Annotated in this window: 25 protein-coding genes, 1 riboswitch and 1 other annotated feature; of the genes, 14 read left to right on the forward strand and 11 right to left on the reverse strand. The window is 49.0% G+C overall.

The window, feature by feature from the left end:
• The first annotated feature begins 99 nt into the window (after positions 1-99).
• The 10 genes from NHN17_RS00400 (at position 100) to hisIE (ending at position 9,603) form a co-directional block, all read left to right on the forward strand.
• Complete coding sequence (locus NHN17_RS00400; protein ID WP_255040111.1) at positions 100-1,332, forward strand: EAL and HDOD domain-containing protein; 1,233 nt, start codon at positions 100-102, stop codon at positions 1,330-1,332.
• Positions 1,329-1,868 (forward strand): YchJ family metal-binding protein, encoded by a 540-nt coding sequence (locus NHN17_RS00405; protein WP_255040112.1) that lies wholly within the window; start codon positions 1,329-1,331, stop codon positions 1,866-1,868. The genes NHN17_RS00400 and NHN17_RS00405 overlap by 4 nt, the downstream gene beginning before the upstream one ends.
• Positions 1,869-2,247: 379 nt before the next feature.
• Positions 2,248-2,385 (forward strand) — a sequence feature (His leader region).
• Between the two features lie 36 nt (positions 2,386-2,421).
• Positions 2,422-3,318 (forward strand): ATP phosphoribosyltransferase, encoded by an 897-nt coding sequence (hisG, locus tag NHN17_RS00410; protein ID WP_255040113.1) that lies wholly within the window; start codon positions 2,422-2,424, stop codon positions 3,316-3,318.
• A 3-nt stretch (positions 3,319-3,321) separates the two neighbouring features.
• On the forward strand, positions 3,322-4,635 hold the full coding sequence (gene hisD / locus NHN17_RS00415) for a histidinol dehydrogenase (protein WP_255040114.1): 1,314 nt from the start codon (positions 3,322-3,324) through the stop codon (positions 4,633-4,635).
• 7 nt (positions 4,636-4,642) lie between these two features.
• Positions 4,643-5,689, forward strand: a complete 1,047-nt coding sequence (gene hisC / locus NHN17_RS00420; RefSeq protein ID WP_255040236.1) for a histidinol-phosphate transaminase — start codon at positions 4,643-4,645, stop codon at positions 5,687-5,689.
• A gap of 17 nt (positions 5,690-5,706) precedes the next feature.
• Positions 5,707-6,792 (forward strand): bifunctional histidinol-phosphatase/imidazoleglycerol-phosphate dehydratase HisB, encoded by a 1,086-nt coding sequence (gene hisB, locus NHN17_RS00425; protein WP_255040115.1) that lies wholly within the window; start codon positions 5,707-5,709, stop codon positions 6,790-6,792.
• Positions 6,792-7,439 (forward strand): imidazole glycerol phosphate synthase subunit HisH, encoded by a 648-nt coding sequence (gene hisH / locus NHN17_RS00430; protein ID WP_255040116.1) that lies wholly within the window; start codon positions 6,792-6,794, stop codon positions 7,437-7,439. Before hisB ends, hisH begins: the two co-directional genes overlap by 1 nt.
• 15 nt (positions 7,440-7,454) lie before the next feature.
• Complete coding sequence (hisA, locus tag NHN17_RS00435) at positions 7,455-8,189, forward strand: 1-(5-phosphoribosyl)-5-[(5-phosphoribosylamino)methylideneamino]imidazole-4-carboxamide isomerase (protein ID WP_255040117.1); 735 nt, start codon at positions 7,455-7,457, stop codon at positions 8,187-8,189.
• Positions 8,190-8,206: 17 nt separating this feature from the next.
• Entirely contained in the window at positions 8,207-8,980 is a 774-nt protein-coding gene (hisF, locus tag NHN17_RS00440; RefSeq protein WP_255040118.1) for an imidazole glycerol phosphate synthase subunit HisF, read from the forward strand.
• Positions 8,977-9,603 carry a bifunctional phosphoribosyl-AMP cyclohydrolase/phosphoribosyl-ATP diphosphatase HisIE gene (gene hisIE, locus NHN17_RS00445; RefSeq protein ID WP_255040119.1) on the forward strand — a complete coding sequence of 209 codons (627 nt, stop codon included), beginning with the start codon at positions 8,977-8,979 and terminating at the stop codon, positions 9,601-9,603. The genes hisF and hisIE overlap by 4 nt, the downstream gene beginning before the upstream one ends.
• Positions 9,604-9,670: 67 nt before the next feature.
• Here the strand turns inward: hisIE and NHN17_RS00450 are convergent, their stop codons facing one another.
• Both NHN17_RS00450 and NHN17_RS00455 read right to left on the reverse strand, forming a co-directional pair.
• Entirely contained in the window at positions 9,671-10,249 is a 579-nt protein-coding gene (locus NHN17_RS00450) for a thymidine kinase (RefSeq protein ID WP_255040120.1), read from the reverse strand.
• Positions 10,250-10,431: 182 nt separating this feature from the next.
• Positions 10,432-12,027 (reverse strand): Na+/H+ antiporter NhaC family protein, encoded by a 1,596-nt coding sequence (locus tag NHN17_RS00455; protein WP_255040122.1) that lies wholly within the window; start codon positions 12,025-12,027, stop codon positions 10,432-10,434.
• Positions 12,028-12,126: 99 nt separating this feature from the next.
• Positions 12,127-12,310, reverse strand: a riboswitch (Lysine riboswitch).
• A gap of 371 nt (positions 12,311-12,681) precedes the next feature.
• Here NHN17_RS00455 and NHN17_RS00460 point away from each other — a divergent pair.
• On the forward strand, positions 12,682-13,077 hold the full coding sequence (locus tag NHN17_RS00460) for an H-NS family histone-like protein (RefSeq protein WP_255040123.1): 396 nt from the start codon (positions 12,682-12,684) through the stop codon (positions 13,075-13,077).
• 281 nt (positions 13,078-13,358) lie between these two features.
• On the opposite strand, the gene NHN17_RS00465 is transcribed toward NHN17_RS00460, so the two are convergent.
• Complete coding sequence (locus tag NHN17_RS00465) at positions 13,359-14,327, reverse strand: lytic murein transglycosylase (RefSeq protein ID WP_255040124.1); 969 nt, start codon at positions 14,325-14,327, stop codon at positions 13,359-13,361.
• Between the two features lie 3 nt (positions 14,328-14,330).
• On the reverse strand, positions 14,331-14,615 hold the full coding sequence (locus tag NHN17_RS00470) for a YcgL domain-containing protein (protein WP_255040237.1): 285 nt from the start codon (positions 14,613-14,615) through the stop codon (positions 14,331-14,333).
• Positions 14,616-14,836: 221 nt separating this feature from the next.
• On the opposite strand from NHN17_RS00470, the gene minC reads away from it, so the two are divergent.
• From minC to minE, 3 genes are read left to right on the forward strand one after another with little or no spacing between them, the layout of a single operon-like run.
• Positions 14,837-15,517: a septum site-determining protein MinC gene (minC, locus tag NHN17_RS00475; protein ID WP_255040125.1), complete on the forward strand. Its 681-nt coding sequence runs from the start codon at positions 14,837-14,839 to the stop codon at positions 15,515-15,517.
• 21 nt (positions 15,518-15,538) lie between these two features.
• Positions 15,539-16,351, forward strand: coding sequence for a septum site-determining protein MinD (minD, locus tag NHN17_RS00480; protein ID WP_255040126.1), 813 nt, complete (start codon positions 15,539-15,541; stop codon positions 16,349-16,351).
• Between the two features lie 6 nt (positions 16,352-16,357).
• Positions 16,358-16,621 carry a cell division topological specificity factor MinE gene (gene minE, locus NHN17_RS00485; protein ID WP_255040127.1) on the forward strand — a complete coding sequence of 88 codons (264 nt, stop codon included), beginning with the start codon at positions 16,358-16,360 and terminating at the stop codon, positions 16,619-16,621.
• Between the two features lie 85 nt (positions 16,622-16,706).
• Here minE and rnd read toward each other — a convergent pair whose 3' ends face one another.
• The 7 genes from rnd to yoaA form a co-directional block, all read right to left on the reverse strand.
• On the reverse strand, positions 16,707-17,831 hold the full coding sequence (gene rnd / locus NHN17_RS00490; protein WP_255040128.1) for a ribonuclease D: 1,125 nt from the start codon (positions 17,829-17,831) through the stop codon (positions 16,707-16,709).
• Positions 17,832-18,160: 329 nt separating this feature from the next.
• Positions 18,161-19,846, reverse strand: a complete 1,686-nt coding sequence (fadD, locus tag NHN17_RS00495) for a long-chain-fatty-acid--CoA ligase FadD (protein WP_255040129.1) — start codon at positions 19,844-19,846, stop codon at positions 18,161-18,163.
• 110 nt (positions 19,847-19,956) lie between these two features.
• Positions 19,957-20,871, reverse strand: coding sequence for an alpha/beta fold hydrolase (locus NHN17_RS00500; protein WP_255040130.1), 915 nt, complete (start codon positions 20,869-20,871; stop codon positions 19,957-19,959).
• A 6-nt stretch (positions 20,872-20,877) separates the two neighbouring features.
• Entirely contained in the window at positions 20,878-21,432 is a 555-nt protein-coding gene (locus tag NHN17_RS00505) for a Slp family lipoprotein (protein WP_255040131.1), read from the reverse strand.
• 89 nt (positions 21,433-21,521) lie between these two features.
• On the reverse strand, positions 21,522-21,803 hold the full coding sequence (locus NHN17_RS00510) for a hypothetical protein (RefSeq protein WP_255040132.1): 282 nt from the start codon (positions 21,801-21,803) through the stop codon (positions 21,522-21,524).
• 77 nt (positions 21,804-21,880) lie between these two features.
• Entirely contained in the window at positions 21,881-22,582 is a 702-nt protein-coding gene (tsaB, locus tag NHN17_RS00515; protein ID WP_255040133.1) for a tRNA (adenosine(37)-N6)-threonylcarbamoyltransferase complex dimerization subunit type 1 TsaB, read from the reverse strand.
• Complete coding sequence (gene yoaA / locus NHN17_RS00520) at positions 22,583-24,541, reverse strand: DNA repair helicase YoaA (protein ID WP_255040134.1); 1,959 nt, start codon at positions 24,539-24,541, stop codon at positions 22,583-22,585.
• Positions 24,542-24,590 lie beyond the last annotated feature (49 nt).

A 24,590-nucleotide genomic window follows, 5' to 3' on the forward strand; every position in this document is an offset into this window, starting at 1 on the left:
GGTTATTTTTGTCATAATTTGTACGGAAAGCCATACATCAGTCATGAAATGCAACCGCGTTTATAATGACTACCATGCCTAAGAACGACTATTGTTTACATGAATTCATATCTTGCCAGACAGCCTGTACTAAATAGGGAAAAGGATACCATCGGTTATGAGTTGCTATTCCGAGATGGCCCGAAAAACAGCTTCCCTGATATTGGTGACGAGCAGGCAACTCATCGCCTGCTGACAGATAACTTTTTAAGCTCTGGCAATAGTGATGTGACCTCGGGAAAAAAAGCCTTTGTTAATTTCCCACACTGTAGCCTGATCAACCGGGTACCGCTGCTATTTCCTAAAAAAAGCTTCATTATTGAAATACTGGAAACTTGCCAGCCTGATGATGAGCTTTGGGAAGCCGTGGTAGAACTTCACCGAGCCGGTTATACCTTAGCCTTGGACGATTTTACTCCTAGCCCTGAATGGAACCGCTTTATCCCGTATGTTCATATTATCAAATTTGATCTTCGGGTGACGCCATTGGCCAAGGCGAGCTTTTTTATCCGTCGCCACAAAGAAAAAGGCAGCCGCCTTACCTTTCTGGCAGAAAAAGTTGAGACCCATGCCGAGTTCATGGCGGCCAGCGAAGCCGGATTTGACCTGTTCCAAGGCTATTTTTTCAGCCGCCCTGAAATCGTGCGTAAGAAAGCGCTCAAGCCTTCTGCCCTCACGACTTTGCGACTATATCGTGAAATAAGCTCTGCCGAAGTCGACTTTAACAAGGTAGAGCAGATTATCGCCACCGACTTAACGCTGTCATACAAGTTGCTGCGCCATGTCAATAACATGACTTATACCCGCGCCAAGCCCATCTCCTCCTTCAAACAGGCATTGGTGTATTTAGGCGAAGAGAAACTACGACGCTTTGTGACCTTTGTTGCGACCTCCCATGCGGTTGAAAAAAAACCCGAATCGCTTTACTTCTTATCGCTACAGCGCGCCCGCTTCTGTGAACAGTTAAGCCAACAATTCCAGTTACGAATAGACAGTAACCAAGCCTTCTTAACCGGTTTATTTTCCCTGCTCGATTCTATCCTCGAGCAACCTATTGAAGCGCTGATTGACCAATTACCACTGGATAAACCCGTCCAGCACGCCCTCATTAACCGCAAAGGCCACCTAGGGGGACTATTGCGCCTAGCTATTGCCTACGATCAAGCTGACTGGCAGACCATTGAACGGCTGTGCAAAGCACTAACGATTGATGAATCAATCGTTGCAGAGGCCTATCTTGAATCTTTAAAATGGGCAACTGTCTTTGAGCAAACATTACCGAGTAAACCATGACCCAATCCCCCCTGTCGTGTCCATGTGGCAGCCAACGTCCGCTGGCTGAATGCTGCCAACCTATCCACCAAAATCCAAGTTTAGCTAACCACCCAGAGCAATTGATGCGCTCCCGTTACAGCGCCCACGTGCTAGGGTTAGTCGATTATGTTGTGGCAACCTACCACCCTAGTTGCGAAGCAGAGCAACACCGTGAAGCGATTGCCGAATCGGTCAATAGCCAATGGCTGGGTCTAGAGGTAATCAACAGCGAAATTGCAACAGAGACCGAAGGTTTTGTCGAGTTCAAAGCGTTTTATCAAGATGGCGACGAGCAATACTGCCTACACGAACGCTCTCGCTTCATCAAAGAGGCAGTTAATAACCAACTCCAATGGTTCTACATTGACGGCGAATACCCAGGGCCTTCAAATTCCGAAGAGCACCGTGCAGCTGTCGAGAAGCATAAGCCAACCTCAGCAGTAAGCGATAAGATCGGCCGCAATGATCCTTGCCCATGTGGTAGTGGTAAAAAATACAAAAAGTGTTGCGGTTAATACCAACCGATACCTTCATTTAGCGCCCCTGCCTATGCAGGGGAGCTTTCTCTTCCAGAACATTATTCACCAATTCGAATAACCACCTTCTAGGTTGTCTTTACTCTCCCCAGATCACCGTTAACGGTTCGTAAAACACCTTGTTGCAAACGCGCATGCAGCTTCTTGTGGTAACCGCTTAAAAACGTCTAATATCATCGCATCATCCCTATAGTTGACTGTATTTTACCCACCGCCCAATCACCGCCTGATAAATTTTTAATATTTCCGTAAAATTGCTATTGCAAAATAAATCCAGCTTCGTTAGTGTGAATCACAAGCAAGCGTTAATAATGATTTATACAGAGTACATAACTATGCGTATCCCAATGGTAAACTTTCACCACCATCATCATCCTGATTAGTCTTTCGGGAGGATACGCCTCGCTCTGGAAGACGCAAAAAATACTCTTCCAGCGGTCGTCATAGTACAGATTACAAGGCCCTCGGAAGAGACATCTTCCGAGGGTTTTTTCGTTTTCAGGCTCAACATCGAGTAACAGGGATTAAAACAATGCAGACACAACGACTACGAATTGCGATTCAAAAAAAAGGACGCCTGAGCAAAGAGTGCCAGGAACTGCTTAAGCGCTGTGGCGTGAAGTTCAACATGTTGGGCGAGCGCTTGGTGGTGCACTCTGAAAACATGCCAATTGACCTACTGCTGGTACGTGATGATGATATCCCAGGCCTGATCATGGACGGTGTGGTTGACCTTGGCGTCATTGGCGAAAACGAACTGGAAGAAGTCGGCCTTGAGCGTGAAGCCCGTGGTGAGCCAGCAGACTACATCAAACTTCGACGCTTGGACTTCGGCGGTTGCCGCTTGTCGATTGCCATCGACAAAGATGCCCAGTACAACGGACCTCAGGACTTGCAAGGTAAGCGGATTGCGACCACCTACCCGCAGTTGGTAAAGCGCTATATGGACGAGCTGGGCGTGACTTTCAGTACCTGTATGCTTAACGGCTCAGTCGAAGTTGCCCCACGAGCTGGACTTGCCGATGCTATCTGTGACTTAGTCTCAACTGGAGCAACACTGGAAGCCAATGGCCTAAAAGAAGCAGAAGTGATCCTTCGCTCTAAAGCGGTTCTTATCCAGCAGACTGGCGACCTAGCTGCTGACAAGCAAGCCCTTATCGAGCGTTTGCTAACCCGTATGCAGGGTGTCATCCAAGCCAAAGAATCCAAATATATCATGCTGCACGCGCCAGCAGAGCGCCTTGACCAAATCAAAGCACTGCTACCGGGCGCTGAAGATCCAACCGTGTTACCTCTTTCACAGGATAAAAGCCGCGTAGCCGTTCATCTTGTTAGCTCCGAAAACTTGTTCTGGGAAACCATGGAACAACTTAAAGAACTGGGCGCTAGCTCAATCCTGGTTCTACCAATTGAAAAAATGATGGAGTAAGCAATGAAAACCGTTGTGTGGCAATCCCTTAGCAAAAACCAACAAGAAAACCTGCTTGAGCGCCCAGCAATCACCGAAGGCGCCAACATCACCGCGATTGTTGCCAATGTGATTGCTGATATCCGCAATCGTGGCGATCAGGCCCTGCTTGAACTGACTGAAAAGTTTGACGGTGTTAAACCTGATAGCATCAAGGTCGGTGAAGATGAAGTATCCGCCGCCTGTGCGAGGTTGAGCGATGACATGAAGCAGGCGCTACAGCAGGCCTACAAAAATATCGCGACCTTCCACAAAGCGCAAAAACAACCCACTTTGCGGGTCGAGACCCAACCGGGTGTAGTGTGTGAACAAGTGACCCGCCCGATCAACTCTGTGGGCTTGTATATTCCGGGCGGCAGCGCCCCATTGCCATCAACGGTTCTCATGCTTGGTGTACCAGCCCAGATTGCAGGCTGCCGCGAAGTGGTACTTTGTTCACCGCCACCGATCGCCGATGAAATCCTCTATGTCGCCAAACTGTGTGGCATTACCAATATCTATAACGCCGGTGGTTCGCAAGCTGTTGCCGCCATGGCTTACGGCACCGAGACCGTGACCAAGGTGGATAAAATTTTCGGCCCAGGTAATGCGTTCGTTACCGAAGCTAAGCGCCAGGTCAGCAATGACTTTCGCGGCGCAGCGATTGATATGCCAGCAGGCCCATCCGAAGTCTTGGTCATTGCCGATAGCAGTGCCGATCCTGATTTCATTGCCGCTGACTTGCTCAGTCAAGCCGAGCACGGCCCTGACTCACAGGTCGTCCTGCTCACACCGGACCCAAGTATTGCCGATCGTACCGCCGATGCGATCCAACAACAGCTCAAGGCCCTACCCCGTGCAGACATTGCCCGCCAGGCGCTTGGCTCAAGTATTTTGATTGTGGCCGAAAGCCTGACCCAATGTGTATCGATTTCCAACCACTACGGTCCAGAGCACTTGATTGTTCAAACCCGCAATCCGCGAGATCTGGTATCGCAGCTGGATAATGCAGGATCAATATTCCTCGGTAACTGGTCACCGGAATCGGTGGGCGATTACGCTTCCGGAACCAACCATGTATTACCAACGTACGGCTACACCCGTACTTATTCAAGCCTGGGTTTAGCCGACTTCAGCAAACGCATGACAGTACAAGAGCTCAGTGCCGATGGCCTGAGAGAGTTAGCGCCAACAGTTGTCGCTATTGCCGAAGCCGAAGGTCTCGATGCCCATAAACGTGCAGTCACAATCCGTATGGAAAAACTGATCGGCACAAACGATGTAAACAATGAGGCATAAAATGAAAATAGATCAACTGGCACGGAAAACAGTTCGCGAGCTGACACCTTACCAGTCAGCACGTCGCCTTGGTGGCAGCGGTGATATCTGGCTCAATGCCAACGAGTCGCCTTTTGCCAATGAATATAACATCAACTGCGATCGCCTCAATCGCTACAGCACCTGCCAGCCAGCGGAGCTAATTGCAGCCTATGCCGATTACGCTGGTGTCCGCCCAGAGCAGACCCTGACCTCACGCGGCGCCGATGAAGGTATTGAGCTGCTGATCCGCGCATTTTGCGAGCCAAACCAAGATAGCATTCTATACTGCCCACCAACTTACGGTATGTATGCCATCAGTGCGCAAACCTTCGATGTCGGCACCAAGACCGTTCCGCTGACCGAAGAGTGGCAGCTTGATCTTGAGGGCATCCGCGACAACCTCGATGGGGTTAAACTGGTCTTTGTTTGCAGTCCAAACAACCCAACAGGCAACCTGATCAAGCGTCAGGATATCGAAACCTTGCTGGATATGACCCAGGGCAAGGCACTGGTTGTGGTCGATGAGGCATACATTGATTTCTGCCCTGAGGCCACAACGGCCAATATGCTGGATCAATACCCGAACCTGGTTGTGCTGCGTACTCTGTCTAAGGCCTTTGCCCTTGCCGGTCTGCGGTGTGGATTTACCTTGGCCAGCCCAGAGGTCATTGATCTGCTATTAAAAGTCATTGCCCCCTACCCAGTACCGGTTCCGGTAACCGATATCGCGGTGCAAGCGCTGTCCCCTGCTGGTCGCGCCAAAACCAAATTCCAGGTACTGGATATCGGTGCCAACCGCGCTTATCTCCAAGCTGGCCTCGGTATGCTGAAAAACGTGACCGTTTTTGAAGGCTACGGCAACTACCTACTGGTGAAATTCCCCGATGCAGAGGCCCTGTTTAACGCCCTGTGGGATCACGGCATTATCCTGCGCCGTTCACCAATAGAAAACTGTATCCGGATCAGCATCGGTAACCGCGACGAATGTGAAAAAACACTGGCCTTCATCCGAGAGCAGCTAGGACAAAACTAAGAGAAAAGGACAACACTGTGAGCAAGGAAAAAATCTTATTTATCGACCGTGACGGCACCCTGATTGTTGAACCGCCTATTGATTTTCAGGTCGACCGCCTAGACAAGCTCAAGCTGGAGCCCTTTGTGATCCCTGCATTGCTAAAGCTTCAGGATGCAGGTTACAAGTTAGTGATGGTCACGAACCAAGACGGCCTTGGCACCAGCAGCTACCCACAAGAAGAGTTCGATGCCCCGCATAACATGATGATGGAGATCTTCGAGTCGCAAGGGGTGAAATTCGACGATGTGCTGATCTGCCCGCACTTCAATGAAGACAACTGCAGCTGCCGCAAGCCAAAACTTGGGCTCGTCAAAGACTACCTTCAACAAGGCAAGGTGGATTTCGAAACATCGGCAGTGATCGGCGATCGCCAAACCGATCTCCAGCTGGCTGAAAACATGGCTATCCGTGGTATCCAGTACACCCCGAACTCTAGCGAAGAGGACGGCATGAACTGGCAACAGATCGTTAAAGATCTAACCACTCGCCCACGGATCGCCGAGGTGGTGCGCACCACCAAGGAAACCGATATCCGAGTCAAGGTTAACCTGGATGAAACTGGCGGCAACCACATTGCCACCGGCCTTGGCTTTTTCGACCACATGCTGGATCAAATTGCGACCCACGGCGGTTTCCGCATGGAGCTGACCGTCGATGGCGATTTGCACATTGATGATCACCACAGCGTAGAAGATGCAGCGCTGGCACTGGGTGAAGCCTTGAAGACGGCCCTTGGCGACAAACGCGGGATCGGCCGATTTGGTTTCAGCCTGCCAATGGACGAATGCCTGGCCCAGTGTGCACTGGATCTATCCGGCCGCCCATTCTTGAAGTTCGACGCAACGTTCAGCCGTGAGCAGGTAGGCGATTTATCGACGGAAATGGTCTCGCACTTCTTCCGCTCACTAACCGATACTCTAGCCTGTACGCTGCACCTATCATCGACCGGTAACAATGATCACCACATTGTCGAAAGCCTGTTCAAGGCCTTTGGTCGTACCCTGCGCCAAGCTATTCAAGTGGAAGGCAACGAGCTGCCAAGCAGCAAGGGAGTATTGTAATGTCAGCGCCTAACCAACAAGTCGTTATTATCGATACCGGTTGTGCCAATGTGTCATCAGTGCGTTTTGCCATCGAGCGGCTAGGCTACCCGGTAACGGTAAGTAAAGATCCCGAGGTCGTTTTGGCAGCAGACAAACTCTTCTTGCCAGGCGTCGGCACTGCCAGCGAGGCAATGAAAAACCTCGAAGAACGTGATCTTATCAACCTGGTAAAGAAGGTTGATAAACCGCTGCTTGGTATATGTTTGGGGATGCAGCTCCTCGGTGAGCTGTCGGAAGAGCAAGGACAAAGCGGTACCGAAAAGGTCGATTGCCTCGGCTTGTGTGGCGCGCCGGTGAAAAAGATGCAAACCGGCAATCTGCCCCTGCCTCACATGGGCTGGAACACCGTTGCCGCGGAAGCTGAACACCCTCTATTTAAAGACATCCCAGCAGAGAGTTACTTTTACTTTGTTCACAGCTATGCGATGCCAGTGTTCGGCGAACCAGAATCTGAGCAAGGTAAAGGTCGAACGATTGCCCGTTGCGAATACGGACAACCATTCACCGCAGCGGTACAGAGCGGCAATTACTACGGCGTGCAATTCCACCCTGAACGCTCAAGCAAAGCCGGCTCGCAACTGATCAAAAACTTTCTGGAAATGTAAGGACAAGGACGAATTATGATTATCCCCGCACTCGATTTAATTGACGGTCAGGTTGTCCGCCTATTTCAGGGAGACTATGGCAAGGTCACCGAATACAAGGTTGATCCTGCCGAGCAGTTCAGCCTCTACCACCAAGCTGGTGCCGGGTGGCTACACTTGGTTGACCTTACAGGTGCCAAAGATACCGCTGCCCGCCAGTTGACTTTGATCAGCAAGTTGCTGGCTAGCACACCGGCCAATATCCAAATTGGCGGAGGCGTTCGTACCGAGCAAGACGTTGCGGATCTTCTCAATGCCGGCGCTCAGCGCGTGGTGATTGGTTCAACGGCCGTGAAACAACCTGAATTGGTCAAAGGCTGGATGGAAAAATACGGCCCTGAGCGTATTGTGCTGGCACTGGATATCAATATTGATGCAAACGGCAAGCGTAATGTCGCCGTTTCTGGTTGGCAAGAAGACTCGGGCGTGACGATCGAAGCCCTGCTCGATAACTTCCTGACTGTCGGCCTCAAGCATGTTTTGTGCACCGACATTTCCCGTGACGGTACATTGGAAGGCTCCAATGTCGAGCTCTACCAAGATCTTTGTGCCCTTTACCCGCAAGTACAATTCCAGTCATCGGGTGGAATTGGTTCACTCGATGATATCGCCGCCCTAAAAGGCTCAGGCGTTGCTGGCGTGATCGTTGGCCGAGCCCTGCTTGATGGCAAATTTACCGCTGAGCAGGCCTTTGCTTGCTGGGCAGAATAAGGCAAGGAGATTGACAGATGTTAGCTAGACGAATAATTCCCTGCCTTGATGTAAGAGATGGTCAAGTAGTTAAAGGGGTACAGTTCCGTAACCACGAAATTATCGGTGACATCGTTCCGCTCGCCAAACGTTATGCAGAAGAAGGCGCCGACGAGCTAGTGTTCTATGACATTACCGCGTCCAGTGACGGACGGGTAGTCGATAAGAGCTGGGTTGCCCGTGTGGCAGAAGTGATCGACATTCCTTTCTGTGTTGCCGGCGGGATCAAATCTGCCGAAGACGCCAGCCGTATCTTGCAGTTTGGTGCTGATAAAGTTTCGATCAACTCGCCAGCATTAGCTGATCCAAACCTGATCACTGAGCTTGCTGATAAATTTGGCGTGCAATGTATCGTGGTGGGCATCGATTCCTACTTTGATGCCGATACCGGCAAATACCAAGTCTACCAGTTCACTGGAGACGAAAGCCGTACCAAGGCTACCCGCTGGGAAACTCGCGACTGGGTGCAGGAAGTCCAGCGACGCGGTGCTGGTGAAATTGTCCTCAACATGATGAATCAGGACGGCGTTCGCAACGGTTACGATCTCACTCAACTCGACATGGTGCGTGACGTCTGCCATGTGCCGCTTATTGCCTCGGGAGGTGCCGGGGAGATGGTGCACTTTGCCGATGCCTTTAACAAAGCGAATGTCGATGGTGCCCTTGCCGCATCGGTGTTCCACAAACAAATCATCAATATTGGTGAGCTCAAGCAATATCTGAAACAACAAGGTGTGGAGATCCGACTATGAGCCTAGCAAGCAGCATTAATTGGGACAAAGTAGACGGATTGGTTCCGGCTATCGTGCAAGACAACACCAGCGGTCAGGTACTGATGCTGGGGTACATGAATGACTCAGCATTGAGCAAAACCCTTGAAACCCAACAAGTCACTTTTTGGTCTCGCACCAAAGAACGTCTTTGGACCAAAGGGGAAACCTCCGGCAATGTGTTACAACTCAAAAGTATCAAACTCGATTGCGACCAAGATACCCTCCTGGTGAAAGTTGATCCTATCGGCCCAACCTGCCACTTGAATACCACAACCTGCTTTGACAGCGATACCGCTGAAGAAGGACAGGTTGAGCAGCCTGCTCTGGTGTTCCTTCATCAACTTGAACAGGTCTTGGCTTCTCGTAAAGGTGCCGATCCCGAATCGTCCTATACCGCCAGTTTGTATGCCCGTGGGACCAAGCGGATTTCGCAGAAGGTGGGTGAAGAAGGCGTTGAAGTCGCGCTTGCGGCAACGTCGGGTGACAAGGCGGAATTAGTCTGTGAGTCAGCTGATTTGATCTACCACCTGTTGGTGCTTTTGCAAGATCAGGGGATGTCGCTGTCGGATGTCACGGCCAAGTTACAAGAGCGCCATAAATAGAGCGACTTGACAATTGTTAACAAAAAGCCCGGTCAAAATTGGCCGGGCTTTTTATTGAATGCAATATTTAGCGCTCAAGGGCTTCCTTGTAGTGCTTTCGGCATACCGATACATAGCGATCGTTACCACCAATTTCAACCTGATCACCGTCAGCAATTGCTTTGCCGCTGGCATCTTGGCGGATCACCATATTGGCTTTACGGCCACAATGGCAGATGGTTTTCAATTCAACCAATTTATCTGCCCACGCAAGTAAATAACGGCTTCCTGCGAATAATTCACCACGAAAATCACTGCGCAACCCATAGCAAAGCACAGGTATATTTAACTTGTCGACGACTTCCGTTAATTGATAAACCTGCTCTTTGGTTAAAAACTGGCATTCATCAATCAATACGCAGTCAACTTTTTGTGTTGCATTCATATCTTGCAGGCGGGCGTAAAGATCATCGCTTGCATTAAAAAGCTCAGCTTCTTCTTGCAAACCAATACGAGAGCTGACCATGCCTTTGCCATAACGGTCATCAATCGCCGCGGTAAAAATCACCGGCGTCATACCCCGCTCGCGGTAATTAAATGATGACTGTAATAATGTTGTCGACTTACCCGCATTCATTGCCGAGTAATAGAAATACATCTGGGCCATTAAGCTTCCCTAGTAATACGATTGGTGCGTAAAAAATCAGCCGAGATGCTACAGAAAAGCCCTTCAGATTGAAAGGAGCAAGCTCAACTTCTTTGTAACCAGATAGCGGACAACCTCACATCTCACTGAAATAAAAAAGCCTGCATCAAAATACAGGCTTTTTCATATTCAAACGATCAGCATCAAGCGTTAGCCGTTGCTTCCTGAGGACGGCGAGATAGCCATGACAATCCAGCACAAGCTAAGATAAAGGCTACGGTTGCGGCCAAGAACGACACCGCGAGAGAACTGGTGAAGCCAAGTACCAAGAAGCCAATGGTTGATACTACTGCCATCGACAACGCATACGGTAGCTGAGTAGAGACATGATCAATATGGTGACAACGGGCACCTGTCGACGACAGGATAGTCGTATCAGAGATAGGCGAACAGTGGTCACCAAAAACAGAACCCGCCAATACAGCGCCTAGCATAGGTAGCATTAGCATGATATCCGTCGCGGCAGCTAAATCACCCGCGATTGGTAGCATGATGCCGAACGTACCCCAAGAGGTACCGGTTGAGAATGCCATCAGGCCTGCAAGCAAGAACAGAATAGCAGGCAACAGCATCGGGCTGATATTCCCTTCCACCATTGTCGACAGGTATTTACCGGTCGCCATATCGCTGATCACCGAACCGATGCTCCACGCAAACAGCAGGATTAAAATCGCGCCTAACATAGACTTAGCACCGATCCACAACGTAGACGACACATCAGCCGCCGGGATACGCTGGCGGATTACAGGAATAAGCGCAGCAACAAAACCCACAAGGCCACCGTAGACCAGAGACATACCCACATCGGTATTCTCAAAGGCGCCTAATACATTAAACGCAAGGCCGTCAGCTGCCAGCGCTTGGTAACCCGTAAAGATCATAAAGAAGAAAGTCGCCACAATCAGCATCACGATTGGCATGATAAGATCGGCAACACGACCATTTTTGCTTTCTTCAATTTCAAGTTCATCATTCAGATCTTTGGCACGGCTGTCGTCATCACCTTCGTCAAAACCGCGGCAGTGACTGGCTTCTAGCTCGTGTTTTTTCATCGGGCCAACATCAATTTGGAACCACGCCACCACGAATACCATCAGCAGGGCAAACACTGCATAGAAATTCATTGGTGCCAGCTGCACGAATGCACCCAACGGAGTATATTCCGTCACACCATGCGATGCCAAAATACCGCCAATCAAAGTGATAATATAGGCACCCCAGCTAGAAGCAGGCATGAGCACACACATTGGCGCAGCTGTTGAGTCAAGGATATAGGCCAGCTTAGCGCGGGAAACATAGAAGCGATCTGTCACTGGACGTGAGATCGAACCAACGGCCAAACTATTGAAGTAATCATCAACAAAAATAAACACACCCAAGAAAGCAGCTAGCAGTTTAGCACCACGCTTGCTCTTGATTTTAGTTTGTGCCCATTCAGCAAATGCACGGGTACCGCCAGAAAGTGTTAGCAATGCTGTGGTCATACCCAGCAAAATAAGGAAGGCGACGATACTCATGTTCCAGCTGTTAATGGCACCGTCATCAATAAACAGCCCTTTAACCGTGGTTCCAATATAGTTTGCGGTGCCACCTACCGAAAAATCAGTCAGCAGGAATGCGCCCAACAGGACACCAACACCCAAAGAAACTAAAACGCGTCGTGTAAGGATTGCCAAACCCAATGCAACCAAAGGTGGCAACAATGACATGGCGGAATGGGAAAAATCTACAATATTCATGATCTCGACTACAACCGATCCTGGTTGGAGATCTACTGTTTAACACGACATCTTGTCGTGTATAGAAGAGCATAAGGAAGGGATAAGACCCTTTTCCGACTCCACAGTAGCGCTCCATAGTTAATGTAATTATATACTATGGCAGTGTTATCCCTATTCGGTGACAACCCCAGCAAGTTGGCTTGATAATCCGAGCTTGCTTCGGCAACGGCTCCTTTCGTAAATCCTCATCGGTATCACCCTACGATTTACTACTAATAGACGATGCACCTCTACCCTTAGTCTAGGTTTGGTCAATTCTACGGAATAGACATTCAAATGCAACCAGTTAACGTGAAAAAAATGACACAAATAGTGAATAGTCTTGCCGCAAAGAACAAGAATTAGACAGTTAAAAGCAATTTTTCACACCCGTTACATATGAAATTGATGGCAATTATTTAACCGTCCCTGTTGATTGTGGATAAGAATATTTACTCATCTCGACCATTACAATCTATTACAAATGAGAAATGAACCCAGTAAATTGCAAAAAAATAAATAAACACTTCATTTTTTAATTGGCATCGCCGTATTAAAAGTATTATTATTGCAATTATTGAATTGTCACTGCTATTATTAATTTATAGTTTTAGACCTACAGGAAATAAAAAAATGTCTGATGCAATGAAAGCGCTACTTAACCTTCGCAGCCTTCGCGCTCTTTCTCGTGAATATTCTCTTGAGCAACTACAGGAAGCGCTAGAAAAACTTCAAACTGTTGTTACTGAGCGTGAAGAGTCTGAAGCTGAAGAAATCGCTAAAGAAAAAGAACGTACAGAGAAACTAGCTCAATACCGTGAAATGCTTCTTGCTGACGGCATTGACCCAGAAGAGCTTCTAGCAACTCTAAATAAAGCTCCTAAAGCGAAACGTGCACAGCGTCCAGCTAAATACCGCTTCATCGATGAAAACGGTGACGAGAAAACTTGGACTGGCCAAGGCCGTACACCAAGTGCTCTTAAAAAAGCTCTTGATGACGGTAAGTCTCTAGAAGAATTTGAAATCTAATAGTTCAAATCATCTGCGAACATCTAAAAAAACCCGACTTTTGTCGGGTTTTTTATTATCCGTTAAACGTCAGAAGCCTTTTATTTAAACCTTTGATTTTCAAAGGCTAAACTTGTATTACCAAGTGCTTAGTAACAACACGGTTAGATTGAACACTATATGACAGTCAATAATAAACCATTGGTATTGCGCCATCATTACAGGTTATTGGTGAGTCTTTACTTACTTTTTAGCATAAAAAGCCAGACCTTTTAGCCTGGCTTTTTTGTCATATTATGACATTAACGAATCTGATCGGCTAAATGACTTACCGCTAAGGCGAAATAGTGCGAACGGTTCCACTTAAGTAAGGATTGGTAATTACCGTAGATCAAGTAGGCTCGACCATGTTTATCATCCGGTTGGATAAGCCATGCTTCAATATCAACACTCGGCAGTGCCTGGCCATTAAAACGGCGAACACCTAATCGTTGCCAGTCTACTAGGCTTTTGGCTTTGCTCTTTTCAACCCCCATCAACGAAGCATCGAGAGAAGCGGGTAATGAAACTTGTCGGCCCCAGGTATATTGATCATCCCAGCCCGCTTTTTTTAAATAATTCGCGGCAGAGGCAAAAACATCAGCCTCTGTCTGCCAGATATCAATCTTTCCGTCATTATTGCCATCAACTGCATAAGACAAAAATGACGTTGGCATAAACTGAGGTTGCCCCATCGCCCCCGCCCAAGAGCCCTTCATCTCTTTTGGACTAATATGGCCAGCATCCAATATTTCCAGCGCCGCCATGACCTGCCCGCGAAAAAACGCTTCACGACGACCTTCATAAGCCATAGTTGATAAAGCTTCAACCACATTATAATTACCCATCAGGCGACCGAAATTACTTTCCACCCCCCACAGGGCAACAATAAAGCGTGGCTGAACGCCATATTGCTGGCCGATTTTATCCAGCGTTGATTTATGCTGACGATAAAGCTCATTTGCCTGCTTTACTTTCCAAGCTGGCACCGCACGCGGAATATACTCATCCAGCGTCAATTTACGCTCTGGTTGGTTTTTATCCGCTTTTACTGCACGTTCGACAAACGTAATGCCCTCAAAAGCAGAGTTGATAATCGACTCTGAAATTCCTTTTTCCTGGGCTTCTACTTTTAGTCCTTCGACATAATCATCAAACCCCTCATCAGCATAAACTGCCGACGATAATCCTAACCCTAAGGCCACAAAGGCCGATATCAATCGCTTATGCATAGTTTATCCTTTGCTGCTGGCGGCTTTATCCGCTTTGTATTGCTCCAGTAAGTTTGGCACGGGTGGCGGTACTTGCAGGTAATATCCATTTCCTTTGAGTTCCACTTTCACTTTTTCGATATCTGCCTGTGCCAACTTATGCCGTTCATCTAACTTAATTACCATGACAAATTGTGGCGTACCAAATGTTTTCAACAAAGCGTCAGGTACTGGTGAGAAATCATCTTTATTGTTGATATACAGATAGGTATTATCTTTTTTAGGGCTTTTGTAAATAGAACACAACATATTGTCGGTAACCTGTACGTTAATTTCGCTCTTTGTCAGACAACGATTCACGCGAATCATTCCCCTGTCGAGGGTGAATCGCCTACTTGATGAGACGGTTGTCTGAATTTCCAACGCAAAAGCAAGGATAGCTTGCTGATATACGGTTTGGAATATAACATGCAAGTTACCCAAGAGATAACGTTCCCGAACGACTAATTTAGCGACAGTCATCAGCAAACATGACAAAATCTGCAGAACTCAAGGGAGGCTCATTCACCCTCTCTGCCCTCCATTTAGTGGACGGCGACATACAGCAAGCAGTTAACTTTCTCAAAGAGAAGGTTGAGCAGGCTCCCCATTTCTTTTCAGCAGCCCCCATCGTCATTGATGTCAGCCAAGCCGGAAATAAGTTGGACTTCGCGTTACTAAAAAGCCAGGTCAAGAAGGCCGGAATGATCCCTGTCGGAATAAGTGGTTGCAAACAACCTGAACTGCAAGAGCGGGCGAAACAAGCCGGATTTGCCATCATGAATGCGGCCAAACAGGCCAAAGCGGCCAAACAGGCCAAAGCGGCTGAGCCTGTGATGACACCGACAAAAATCATTAAGAATCCAGTTCGGTCAGGGCAGCAAATTTATGCTAAAAATAGTGATCTGATAGTATTGGGACATGTAAGCCCTGGAGCAGAAATAATTGCTGATGGTTGTATCCATATTTATGGAACCCTACGAGGCCGTGCTATCGCCGGGGCCAACGGTCAAAAAGAGGCGAAGATATTCTGTCATAACTGCCAACCGGAGCTCATTTCCATTGCTGGAAATTACTGGTTAAGCGACAAAATACAAGAAGAGTTCTGGGGAGAGAATGTCGTTATCTCGCTGGCTGAAAATAATTTGAACATAGAGCAAATGGCTTTATAGCGTTTAATAAGGAATTTTAAGATGGCACGAATTATCGTTGTTACCTCAGGTAAAGGTGGCGTTGGTAAAACGACCTCGAGTGCAGCTATTGCATCGGGCCTTGCACTTACAGGCAAGAAAACAGCGGTGATCGATTTCGATATCGGCCTGCGTAATCTTGACCTCATCATGGGCTGCGAACGTCGTGTAGTATATGACTTCGTCAACGTCATCAATGGTGAAGCTAACCTAAACCAAGCACTTATCAAAGACAAGCGTGTCGACAATCTGTATGTCCTGCCCGCTTCCCAAACCCGTGACAAAGACGCGCTGAGTCGTGAAGGCGTCGAACGTGTTTTCAACGATATGACTGAAATGGGTTTTGATTTCATTATCTGTGATTCACCGGCAGGCATCGAGACCGGCGCACTGATGGCGTTGTACTTTGCAGATGAAGCCATCGTCACCACCAACCCTGAAGTCTCTTCTGTGCGTGACTCAGACCGTATTCTTGGTATCCTCGACTCTAAGTCCCGCCGTGCCGAGCAAGCCGAAGACCCAGTGAAAACTCATCTACTGCTAACACGCTATAACCCAGCTCGTGTGACATTAGGTGAAATGCTGAGTGTTGGCGATGTCGAAGAAATTCTTCATATCCCTCTACTCGGAGTGATCCCTGAAAGCCAAGCGGTACTGAACGCCTCAAACAAAGGTGAGCCAGTCATTTTTGACAAAGAATCGGATGCGGGTATCGCCTACGAAGATACCGTTGCTCGATTGCTTGGCGAAGAGCGTCCCTTCCGCTTCCTTGAGGAAGAGAAGAAAGGCTTCCTAAAACGCCTATTCGGAGGGTAATACACGATGGCATTGTTAGAATTCTTCCGCCCCAAGAAAACAACGACTGCCAGTCTAGCCAAAGAGCGGCTGCAAATTATCGTTGCTGAACGCCGCTCTGCTGATCAAAGTGCACCTAGTTATTTACCGCAGTTGAAGCAGGATATCCTGGACGTCATCCGCAAGTATGTTGAAATCAGCCCTGAGCAGGTAACAGTCAACCTCGATCAGAAAGAAGAAGATCTTTCCGTACTCGAACTCAACGTTACCCTACCTGACGAAGAAAAGTAATACCAACCTCGACTTACTCCTATTAAAAAGCCCCGCACACAATGCGGGGCTTTTTGTTTGCTATATAGCGGCTTTTGTTATGCCCTTAATCTTTTTTCAACAGGGGCAAGACTTTTTTTTCAAACAACGGTTTGCGCCATGTCTTTAGCATATCCGGCATGTTTTCAGCCGGTGAGTCTTTTTTCCAAGCCCACGAGATCAACTGGTTGATCTGTTTTTTCGATGCTAAGAACTCAGCCATCAGACCGGTTTCCGCCTCCACCGCCGTCACCACATCTTTGATATGCTTAACTTTCTGCTTGTAACCCGGAAAATCCACCAGCCTACTGAGCTTTTCAGGGTACTGTTCTTGCGGCATGTCATCGACATCGTGAACCATTTTCAGCAAACGGTTAGCATGGCGTTGAATCTCCATGCTCTCGAAACCTTCTTTGGCCATTACCGCTTTGGACTTAATGCCGAAACGGGCCAGCTTCCAAAGATGCAGCTCTTTAACCACGAAATTGAGGGCCAAGTCGCGCTTGCGCGCTTCCAATAAACGCCACTTGGCCGCTTTTTGCAAAATAGCCAGTTGCTTAGGGTTTAGCTGCCAAGCGTTTTTGATATCAAGGTAGGCTTTATCTGGATCTATGGTCTTGACCCGCTTGAGCATCAAACCAGCACACTCCTGCGCCAGTGCCTCTTGCCAGCCTTTATCAACCACTTGCGGCATCAGTTTCTGGTAAAGCGGCAGCAAATAGTACACGTCGGCAGCGGCATAATCGAGTTGACGATCGGTCAATGGACGAGCGAGCCAGTTAGTTCGGGCTTCGCCTTTATCAAGCTCAACACCAAGAAAGTCCTTAACCAAGGTACCGAAGCCGGCTGACACACCGTAGCCAAGGAATGAGGCCATCACCTGGGTATCAATCATCGGCACCGGTAAGCAGCCGGCGTAATATTGGAAGACTTCCAAATCTTCACCACAGGCATGAAGTACCTTGATCACCGATTGGTCACGCAGCAGGTCCCACAACGGTTCTAAGTCATCTATCGCCAACGGGTCGATCAATGCCAAAGACTCACCGTCAAACAGCTGGATCAAGCCAAGCTTCGGATACAGTGTGCGGGTTCTAACAAACTCGGTATCTAACATTACCGCTGTCTGGCGGCGCGCCTGGAGGCAGATCGTCTCCAACCGTTCGCGGTTGGTAATTATTTCAAAATTCACAGTATTCTCACCATAAATACCAAACTGAGCAATATGCTGAGCATATCAGAGTTCTCTCTGCCGTTTGAGAACAACCTAAATTGAAGAAGATATAGTTACTCTACATCAATGCAATTTGGGGAAGTTATCGAATGGCAGAGAAACTCCCAAAGGGCGAGTTTAAAAAGCACAACTACTTCGTTACTTGCTTTAGATGGATATGAATACACCGGCAAACAAGTGCCTTGTATCTGCACTTTTTAATTCTCGCTGATAGAACAGAATATTACTCAGCTTGGTATCAAATGCCGGCTTGAGGCCGGCATTCTTTGTATTAATTCACGATGCGCTTACGCACTCTGGCTTTGCTGAGCAGACTCTTCACGCAATGCTCGGCGGAGGATCTTACCGACATTGGTCTTTGGAAGCTCATCTCGGAACTCAACAATTTTCGGCACCTTGTAACCTGTCAGGTGCTCGCGGCAGTGCTCAAGCAGCTCTTCGCGAGTTAGGCTAGCGTCGCGCTTAACTACGCAGATCTTGACCAACTCACCTGAAACCTCATGAGGTTCACCGATCGCTGCCACTTCCAACACTTTACTGTTGAGGGCAACGACATCTTCAATTTCATTCGGATAGACGTTAAAGCCTGACACCAAAATCATGTCTTTTTTGCGATCAACAATATGCAGGAAGCCTTCATCATCAAAACGGACAATATCGCCCGTTGATAACCAACCGTCTTCAGTCAGTACTTCTTTGCTCGCTTCTGGGCGCTGCCAGTAACCTTGCATTACCTGAGGACCACGGACTTGAAGCTCACCAGTCTGGTCATTAGCCAGTACCAGGCCTTCGTCGTCAACAATACGGACGTCTGTTGACGGTACCGGCAAACCGATAGAACCATTATAGTCGGTCAAATCATACGGGTAAGCAGCAACCAATGGTGAACACTCAGTCAGGCCGTAGCCTTCCAGCAAGTAGTTGCCCGTGATTTGCTTCCACTTTTCAGCCACGGCACGTTGTACCGCCATACCGCCACCGACCGATAGACGAAGCTGGCTGAAGTCAATTTCATGGAAGTCTTCATTATTGACCAACGCGTTGAACAAAGTATTCACACCGGTGATCGCTGTAAACGGATAACGCTGTAACTCTTTAACAAATGTCGGAATATCACGCGGGTTGGTGATCAGCAGATTCCGCCCACCCATTTCGATAAACAGCAAGCAGTTCACGGTCAGGGCAAAAACATGGTACAGCGGCAGCGCTGTCACAATCAGTTCACGACCTTCGGTCAGAACCGGACCATAAGCTCCCTTGGCCTGCATCACGTTGGCCAGCATATTACGGTGGCTTAGGACCGCGCCTTTGGCTACGCCCGTCGTACCTCCGGTGTACTGCAAGAAAGCAGTATCTTCGCCAGACATAAACGGCTTAACATATTGCATGCGGCGGCCTTTCCGCAGGGCCATACGCATCGAAGTCGCATGCGGAAGGTGGTATTTAGGTACCATCTTCTTGATGTATTTCACGACAAAGTTAACTAATGTGCCTTTCGGGCGTGACAGCTGGTCACCCAGACTGGTCAGTACCACATGCTGAACGCTGGTGTTTTTAACGATACTTTCTAGGGTGTGGGCGAAGTTAGAAACAATGACGATAGCCTTGGCACCGGAGTCGTTCAACTGGTGCTCAAGCTCTCGAGGAGTATAAAGTGGGTTAACATTCACCACCACACAACCGGCACGTAAAATACCAAACAAGGCAATAGGATACTGAAGTAAATTAGGCATCATCACCGCTACGCGGTCACCTTTTTTCACCTTCAGTTCATTTTGCAGGTAGGCGGCAAAAGCACGGCTACGCTCTTCCAGTTTGCGGAAGGTCATGACCTGTCCCATATTGATGAACGCCGTCTGATCAGCGTACTTCTGTACTGACTGCTCAAACATTTCAACCAATGACGGATACTGATCCGGGTTAATTTCAGCCGGTACATCTTCCGGATAGCGGTTAAGCCAAACCTTATCCACTTTGCACTCTCCTTATTGATTTTGGCATGGTGCCTATACTGTGCTGGCGGGTAATTAAAACATGTGGTTACACCGCATTACAGCACACTTAACATACAAGTAACACTGACCTATTTAGTCAATGCATTAAAATTTGAACTGAATAACAATATCTCACCGATCACCCGTTCAGGGCTGTCCAGGTGACAGTGGTGGCCACCAGCAATCTCTACTTGCTCAAGCTGTTGCCACTCTAGGGCTTGAGATTGGCTCATTTTCAGCTGCCGATAACCGGTTTGCCCGATGAGCGATAACACCGGACATTGCACCGATCCCACCAAGGCACTGACCTGCTCTGGTGTCATTCTATATAACGACTCACACCTCAAGCGGTTGTCATGACGCCAATACCAGCGGCCATCACGCTGATAAACACCGCGCTCTACCACTGGCTTGATCTGCTCTGGCAGTAGGCCGTTAACCGCACAACGCAGATCCAGCGCCTGCAGGAAAGAATCCATGGAACGATTCTGTCGCTGATGCGCCCTTGAACGGTAGCGCTGTCGACTTTCAATACCCTGACGTAGTCGCTCCGGGGCATTTTCCGCCGCCTGTGATAGTGGAGACAAGCCTTCAATCAGCACCAAAGAGGCGACCTTATCGGCAAACGCCGCAGCATAAGACATTGCAACCAAAGCGCCCATCGAGTGACCAGCAAGCACCACCTGCGGCTGATCTAATAAAGCGACCAGTTGGGCCAAATCATCGACATAATCGAAAAAGTGGTAGAAGTTATCTGCCGCTCTCGGTGCCGACAACCCGTGCCCAGGCCAATCTATGGCGATGATATGGAAGTGCTCGGCCAATTTGCCAAACAAAGGGGCAAAACTTGCGGCATTATCCTGCCAACCATGTAGCATTACCATGACTGGCTTTTGCGTTAAAACAGCGCTTAACTGGGCTTTGTTCTCTATCGGTAATGGGGCAGAAAACGAGGCTAACCCTGACAACATCTGATCGGCTAACTGGAGCTCTATCTGATACATAGCAATCTACTTGGTCACCCGCTCTCTGACTTCAGCCCTTGAGAAACCATTATAAATAAGGCTGGGTGAACACTGTAGACCGACACAGCTCCTGAAACGGTCAAAATCATCGATCCAGACTTCCTGTTTCACTTGCCATAGTTGGGTTCCAGAGGCTGCAACGACTGGGAAACGGTAGTTAAACTCACCCACCTTGCCTTCTTCTTCCCCAGCAACGTGTCCCGCAACAGAAACCAGTCGCCCTGGATGGTATTCAATAGGCTCTAGGAAGCCATCAACATACGCGACAAAGCGCGGTTGGGCGCTGCTACCCAATTTGGGTTTACCGTCACTGCCTATCGGCATGGCTACGATTTCCAACCGGGTTTTATGTTCGCCATTATCAATTGCTGCAATCACCCCGCCGAGGCGGATCGCCTGGCCAAAATCTTGACCTGTAGGATCGCTAAGCACAGTGACATCTGTGATTGGGTCATCACTATCAGTCATGAGGGCCTCAGGTACCGCGGCGCAGCCTATCATAGTCGCAGCAAGCAACCCAACGATTAGCTTCCTAAACATCGGTAACTCCATTGTAAATGATGAATATCCACGCAATCCCCTGACTTTCAGGCAACGAATCACACGGCTTATTCCAAACAGACATGGTATTAAACATAGACATCGACCCCGACCAGCATCGAGAGTTCATCTCGCTTTTGCTGGTGCATCACCCCCATATAGCTCTCCAGCGCCTGGCGGTTTTTACCTTCAGGCTGATCATACTGAATTTGAGAGTGGGCTGCGCCTAGCAACTCAGGATCACGCACCGATTGAGCAACGGCTTTGGCAACAGGGGTTGGGTCACCGGCTCCTTGCACAGGGGCGCGGGTAACTTTCGTCTTTGAAGGCGTTTGGGGTATTGTGACAGGAAGGCGCTGAATAGAAACCATAGGAAACGTCCAGTATCCAAGTGATTGCCGAGTATGCTACGACAATAGTATGCATACACGGCAATGAGGCAAACGTATTATTCGCGACCCGGCAACTTTTTCCAGGTGACAGTATCACGAAGGTACACCGGGCTAGCTTCCTCAGCTATCACGGCCTCGCTACGAGCCAATGCATATTTGGCTAAATGCACCATATCTGCGGCATCCGGGTAAAGTACTGAACCCGATACGGCTTCAACAGGCAATTGTGCCAGTTGATCAGCATAGCTTTCCCAACCTGTACCGGCCGTTAACCACTGCCCTTCACTCATTGGCAGTTGCGTGATCAACATCTCAGGCTTAATCACTAACTCACTGCCTTGCACTGCCCAGTCGCCATCTGCCTGACGACGATACTGGCCCCAGTAGATTTCATTCATGCGGGCATCAATGGCTGCCATGACCTGCTCGGCCTGATGCTGGCGATATGTACCCTGTGCCATCGCGGCCAAGGTCGAGATACCTAGCATTGGCAGATCTGCGCCAAATGCCAACCCCTGAGCAATACCAATGCCGATACGTACCCCGGTAAAGCTACCTGGGCCACGGCCAAAAGCCAGTGCATCAAGTTGGTTTAATTTAAGGCCAGCCTGTGCCAGTACGTTATCCACCATAGGGAGTACCTTAGTGGTGTGCTCACGTGGCGCATACTCACAGTGAGAAATCACTTCATCGCCCACCAGAAGGGCTACGGAACAGTTTTCGGTTGCAGTATCTACTGCAAGAATTTTGTTGCTCATTCAAGCCTCTGAATGCTGTTCTTCGATTGTGGCAGGCTCTTGGCGGCCATTAACCGAAGATAAGAATTGCCCGACGCTAACAACATCCCGAGTTCGCGGGATAGACGGCAGGCTGTTAAGAAAGACCGCGCCATAAGGACGCGTTACTAACCGGTTGTCACAGATCACCAGGACACCTTTATCCTGTGTGTCACGAATAAGTCGACCGACCCCTTGCTTGAGGGTGATCACCGCATCCGGGATCTGTACTTGCGCAAAAGGATCTCCGCCACGTAAACGGCAGTCCTCTATGCGCGCTTTCAGCAGCGGATCATCCGGTGCTGTAAAGGGTAATTTATCAATGATAACACAGCTTAGGGCTTGCCCTCTAACATCCACGCCTTCCCAGAAGGCACCGGTCGCTATCAATAAGGCATTGCCCCGCTCAAGGTATTCCGCCAGCAACTTCTGCTTGGTCGTTTCACCCTGCACCAATACCGGAAGGTCGAGCTTGGCCCGGAACCCTTCGGCCAACTCACGCACCATCTGATGTGAGGTGCACAAGAAGAAACAGCGCCCTTGGTTCTCTTCAATAACTGGGGCCATCATCTCCACCAGCCTGTCAGCAATACCAAAACTATTAGGCTCAGGCAAAAAGCGAGGCACGCACAGTAAGGCCTGTTGCTGGTAATCAAAGGGACTTTCCAGCGAAAACTGCTGTTTGGGTTTGAGCCCCAGGCGCTGGCTGAAGTGGCTAAAGTCATCATTCACCGCAAGGGTCGCCGAGGTAAAGATCCACGCCCCGCCCTGCTGCTCAATCTGTTCGTTGAACTTATCGGCGACCGACAATGGCGTTATATGCAAGTTGAAATGGCGCGGGGTACATTCATACCAGTAGGAATAGCCCGTAATGCTGGTATCGCAGACCCGCTCTAGTCGCGCCTTAATCAAGGTTGCCCGCTCAAAGGCTGCATCCAGCAACTGGCTCCGGCCCAATGCCAGCTTCAGAACTTCATGGGTGAGATCCAAGGCGTCAGTCAACCGGGTAATTTCACGCTGAATCGCCTGGCTGGTTATCGCTTCGCGCCAATTGCCACGAAAACCGGGTTCGCCAAGCACAATACGCATATCTGCCGCCGCTTGATGCAGCCTGTCGGCGGTTTTTTGCAGCTGGCGCATATCTTTAGCTTCGGTGCGGTAGCCTATCTCGACATCTTTCGCCAGCTCTTGGATCTGGCGACTAGATAAACTCTGGCCAAAATACTGGCTGGCAATATCTGGCATCTGATGGGCTTCATCAAAGATGAATACTTCAGCTTCAGGGATCAACTCACCAAAGCCGGTTTCCTTGATTGCCTGATCGGCCAAGAAAAGATGATGGTTTACCACCACGACATCAGCTTCCATTGCCCGACGGCGCGCTTTGACCACGAAGCAATCGTCATAGGACGGACATTCCCGACCGAGGCAGTTTTCATTGGTCGAGGTGATCATCGGGATCACCGGGCTGTCTTCGGCAATATCTTCACAATCACCCAAGTCACCGCTCTTGGTCGATGATGACCAGCCCCGAACCTGAACCAGTTGGCTGAGCAGCTTCGGATCGGTATGGACGCCGTGGCTTTCAGTGATTTGACGGCTCAGCCGATCAAGGCACAAGTAATTAGACCGCCCTTTGAGCAAAGACACCCGACCGGTAAAGCCGAGGGCATCCGCCATTAACGGCAGATCTCGGTGGAACAATTGTTCCTGTAGGTTCTTGGAACCCGTAGAAATTATGGTCTTTTTTCCACTGACCAAAGCCGGCACCAAATAAGCAAATGTCTTGCCGGTTCCCGTTCCCGCTTCAACAACAAGCTGGCTCTCGGTCTTGATGGCATCGGCCACGGCTTGTGCCATATCGATTTGCGGTTGGCGGGCCTGGAATCCGGGGATGGCTTTATCTAACGCACCACCGGAGGCAAAAAACTTGGCTATCATAGGCTTTCGAATATCTGGACTTTAGGCTATTTGCTTGAGAAAAACGGGC

The sequence above is a fragment of the Photobacterium pectinilyticum genome, from assembly GCF_024357955.1.
In the GTDB taxonomy this organism is placed as follows: Bacteria; Pseudomonadota; Gammaproteobacteria; order Enterobacterales; family Vibrionaceae; genus Photobacterium; species Photobacterium pectinilyticum.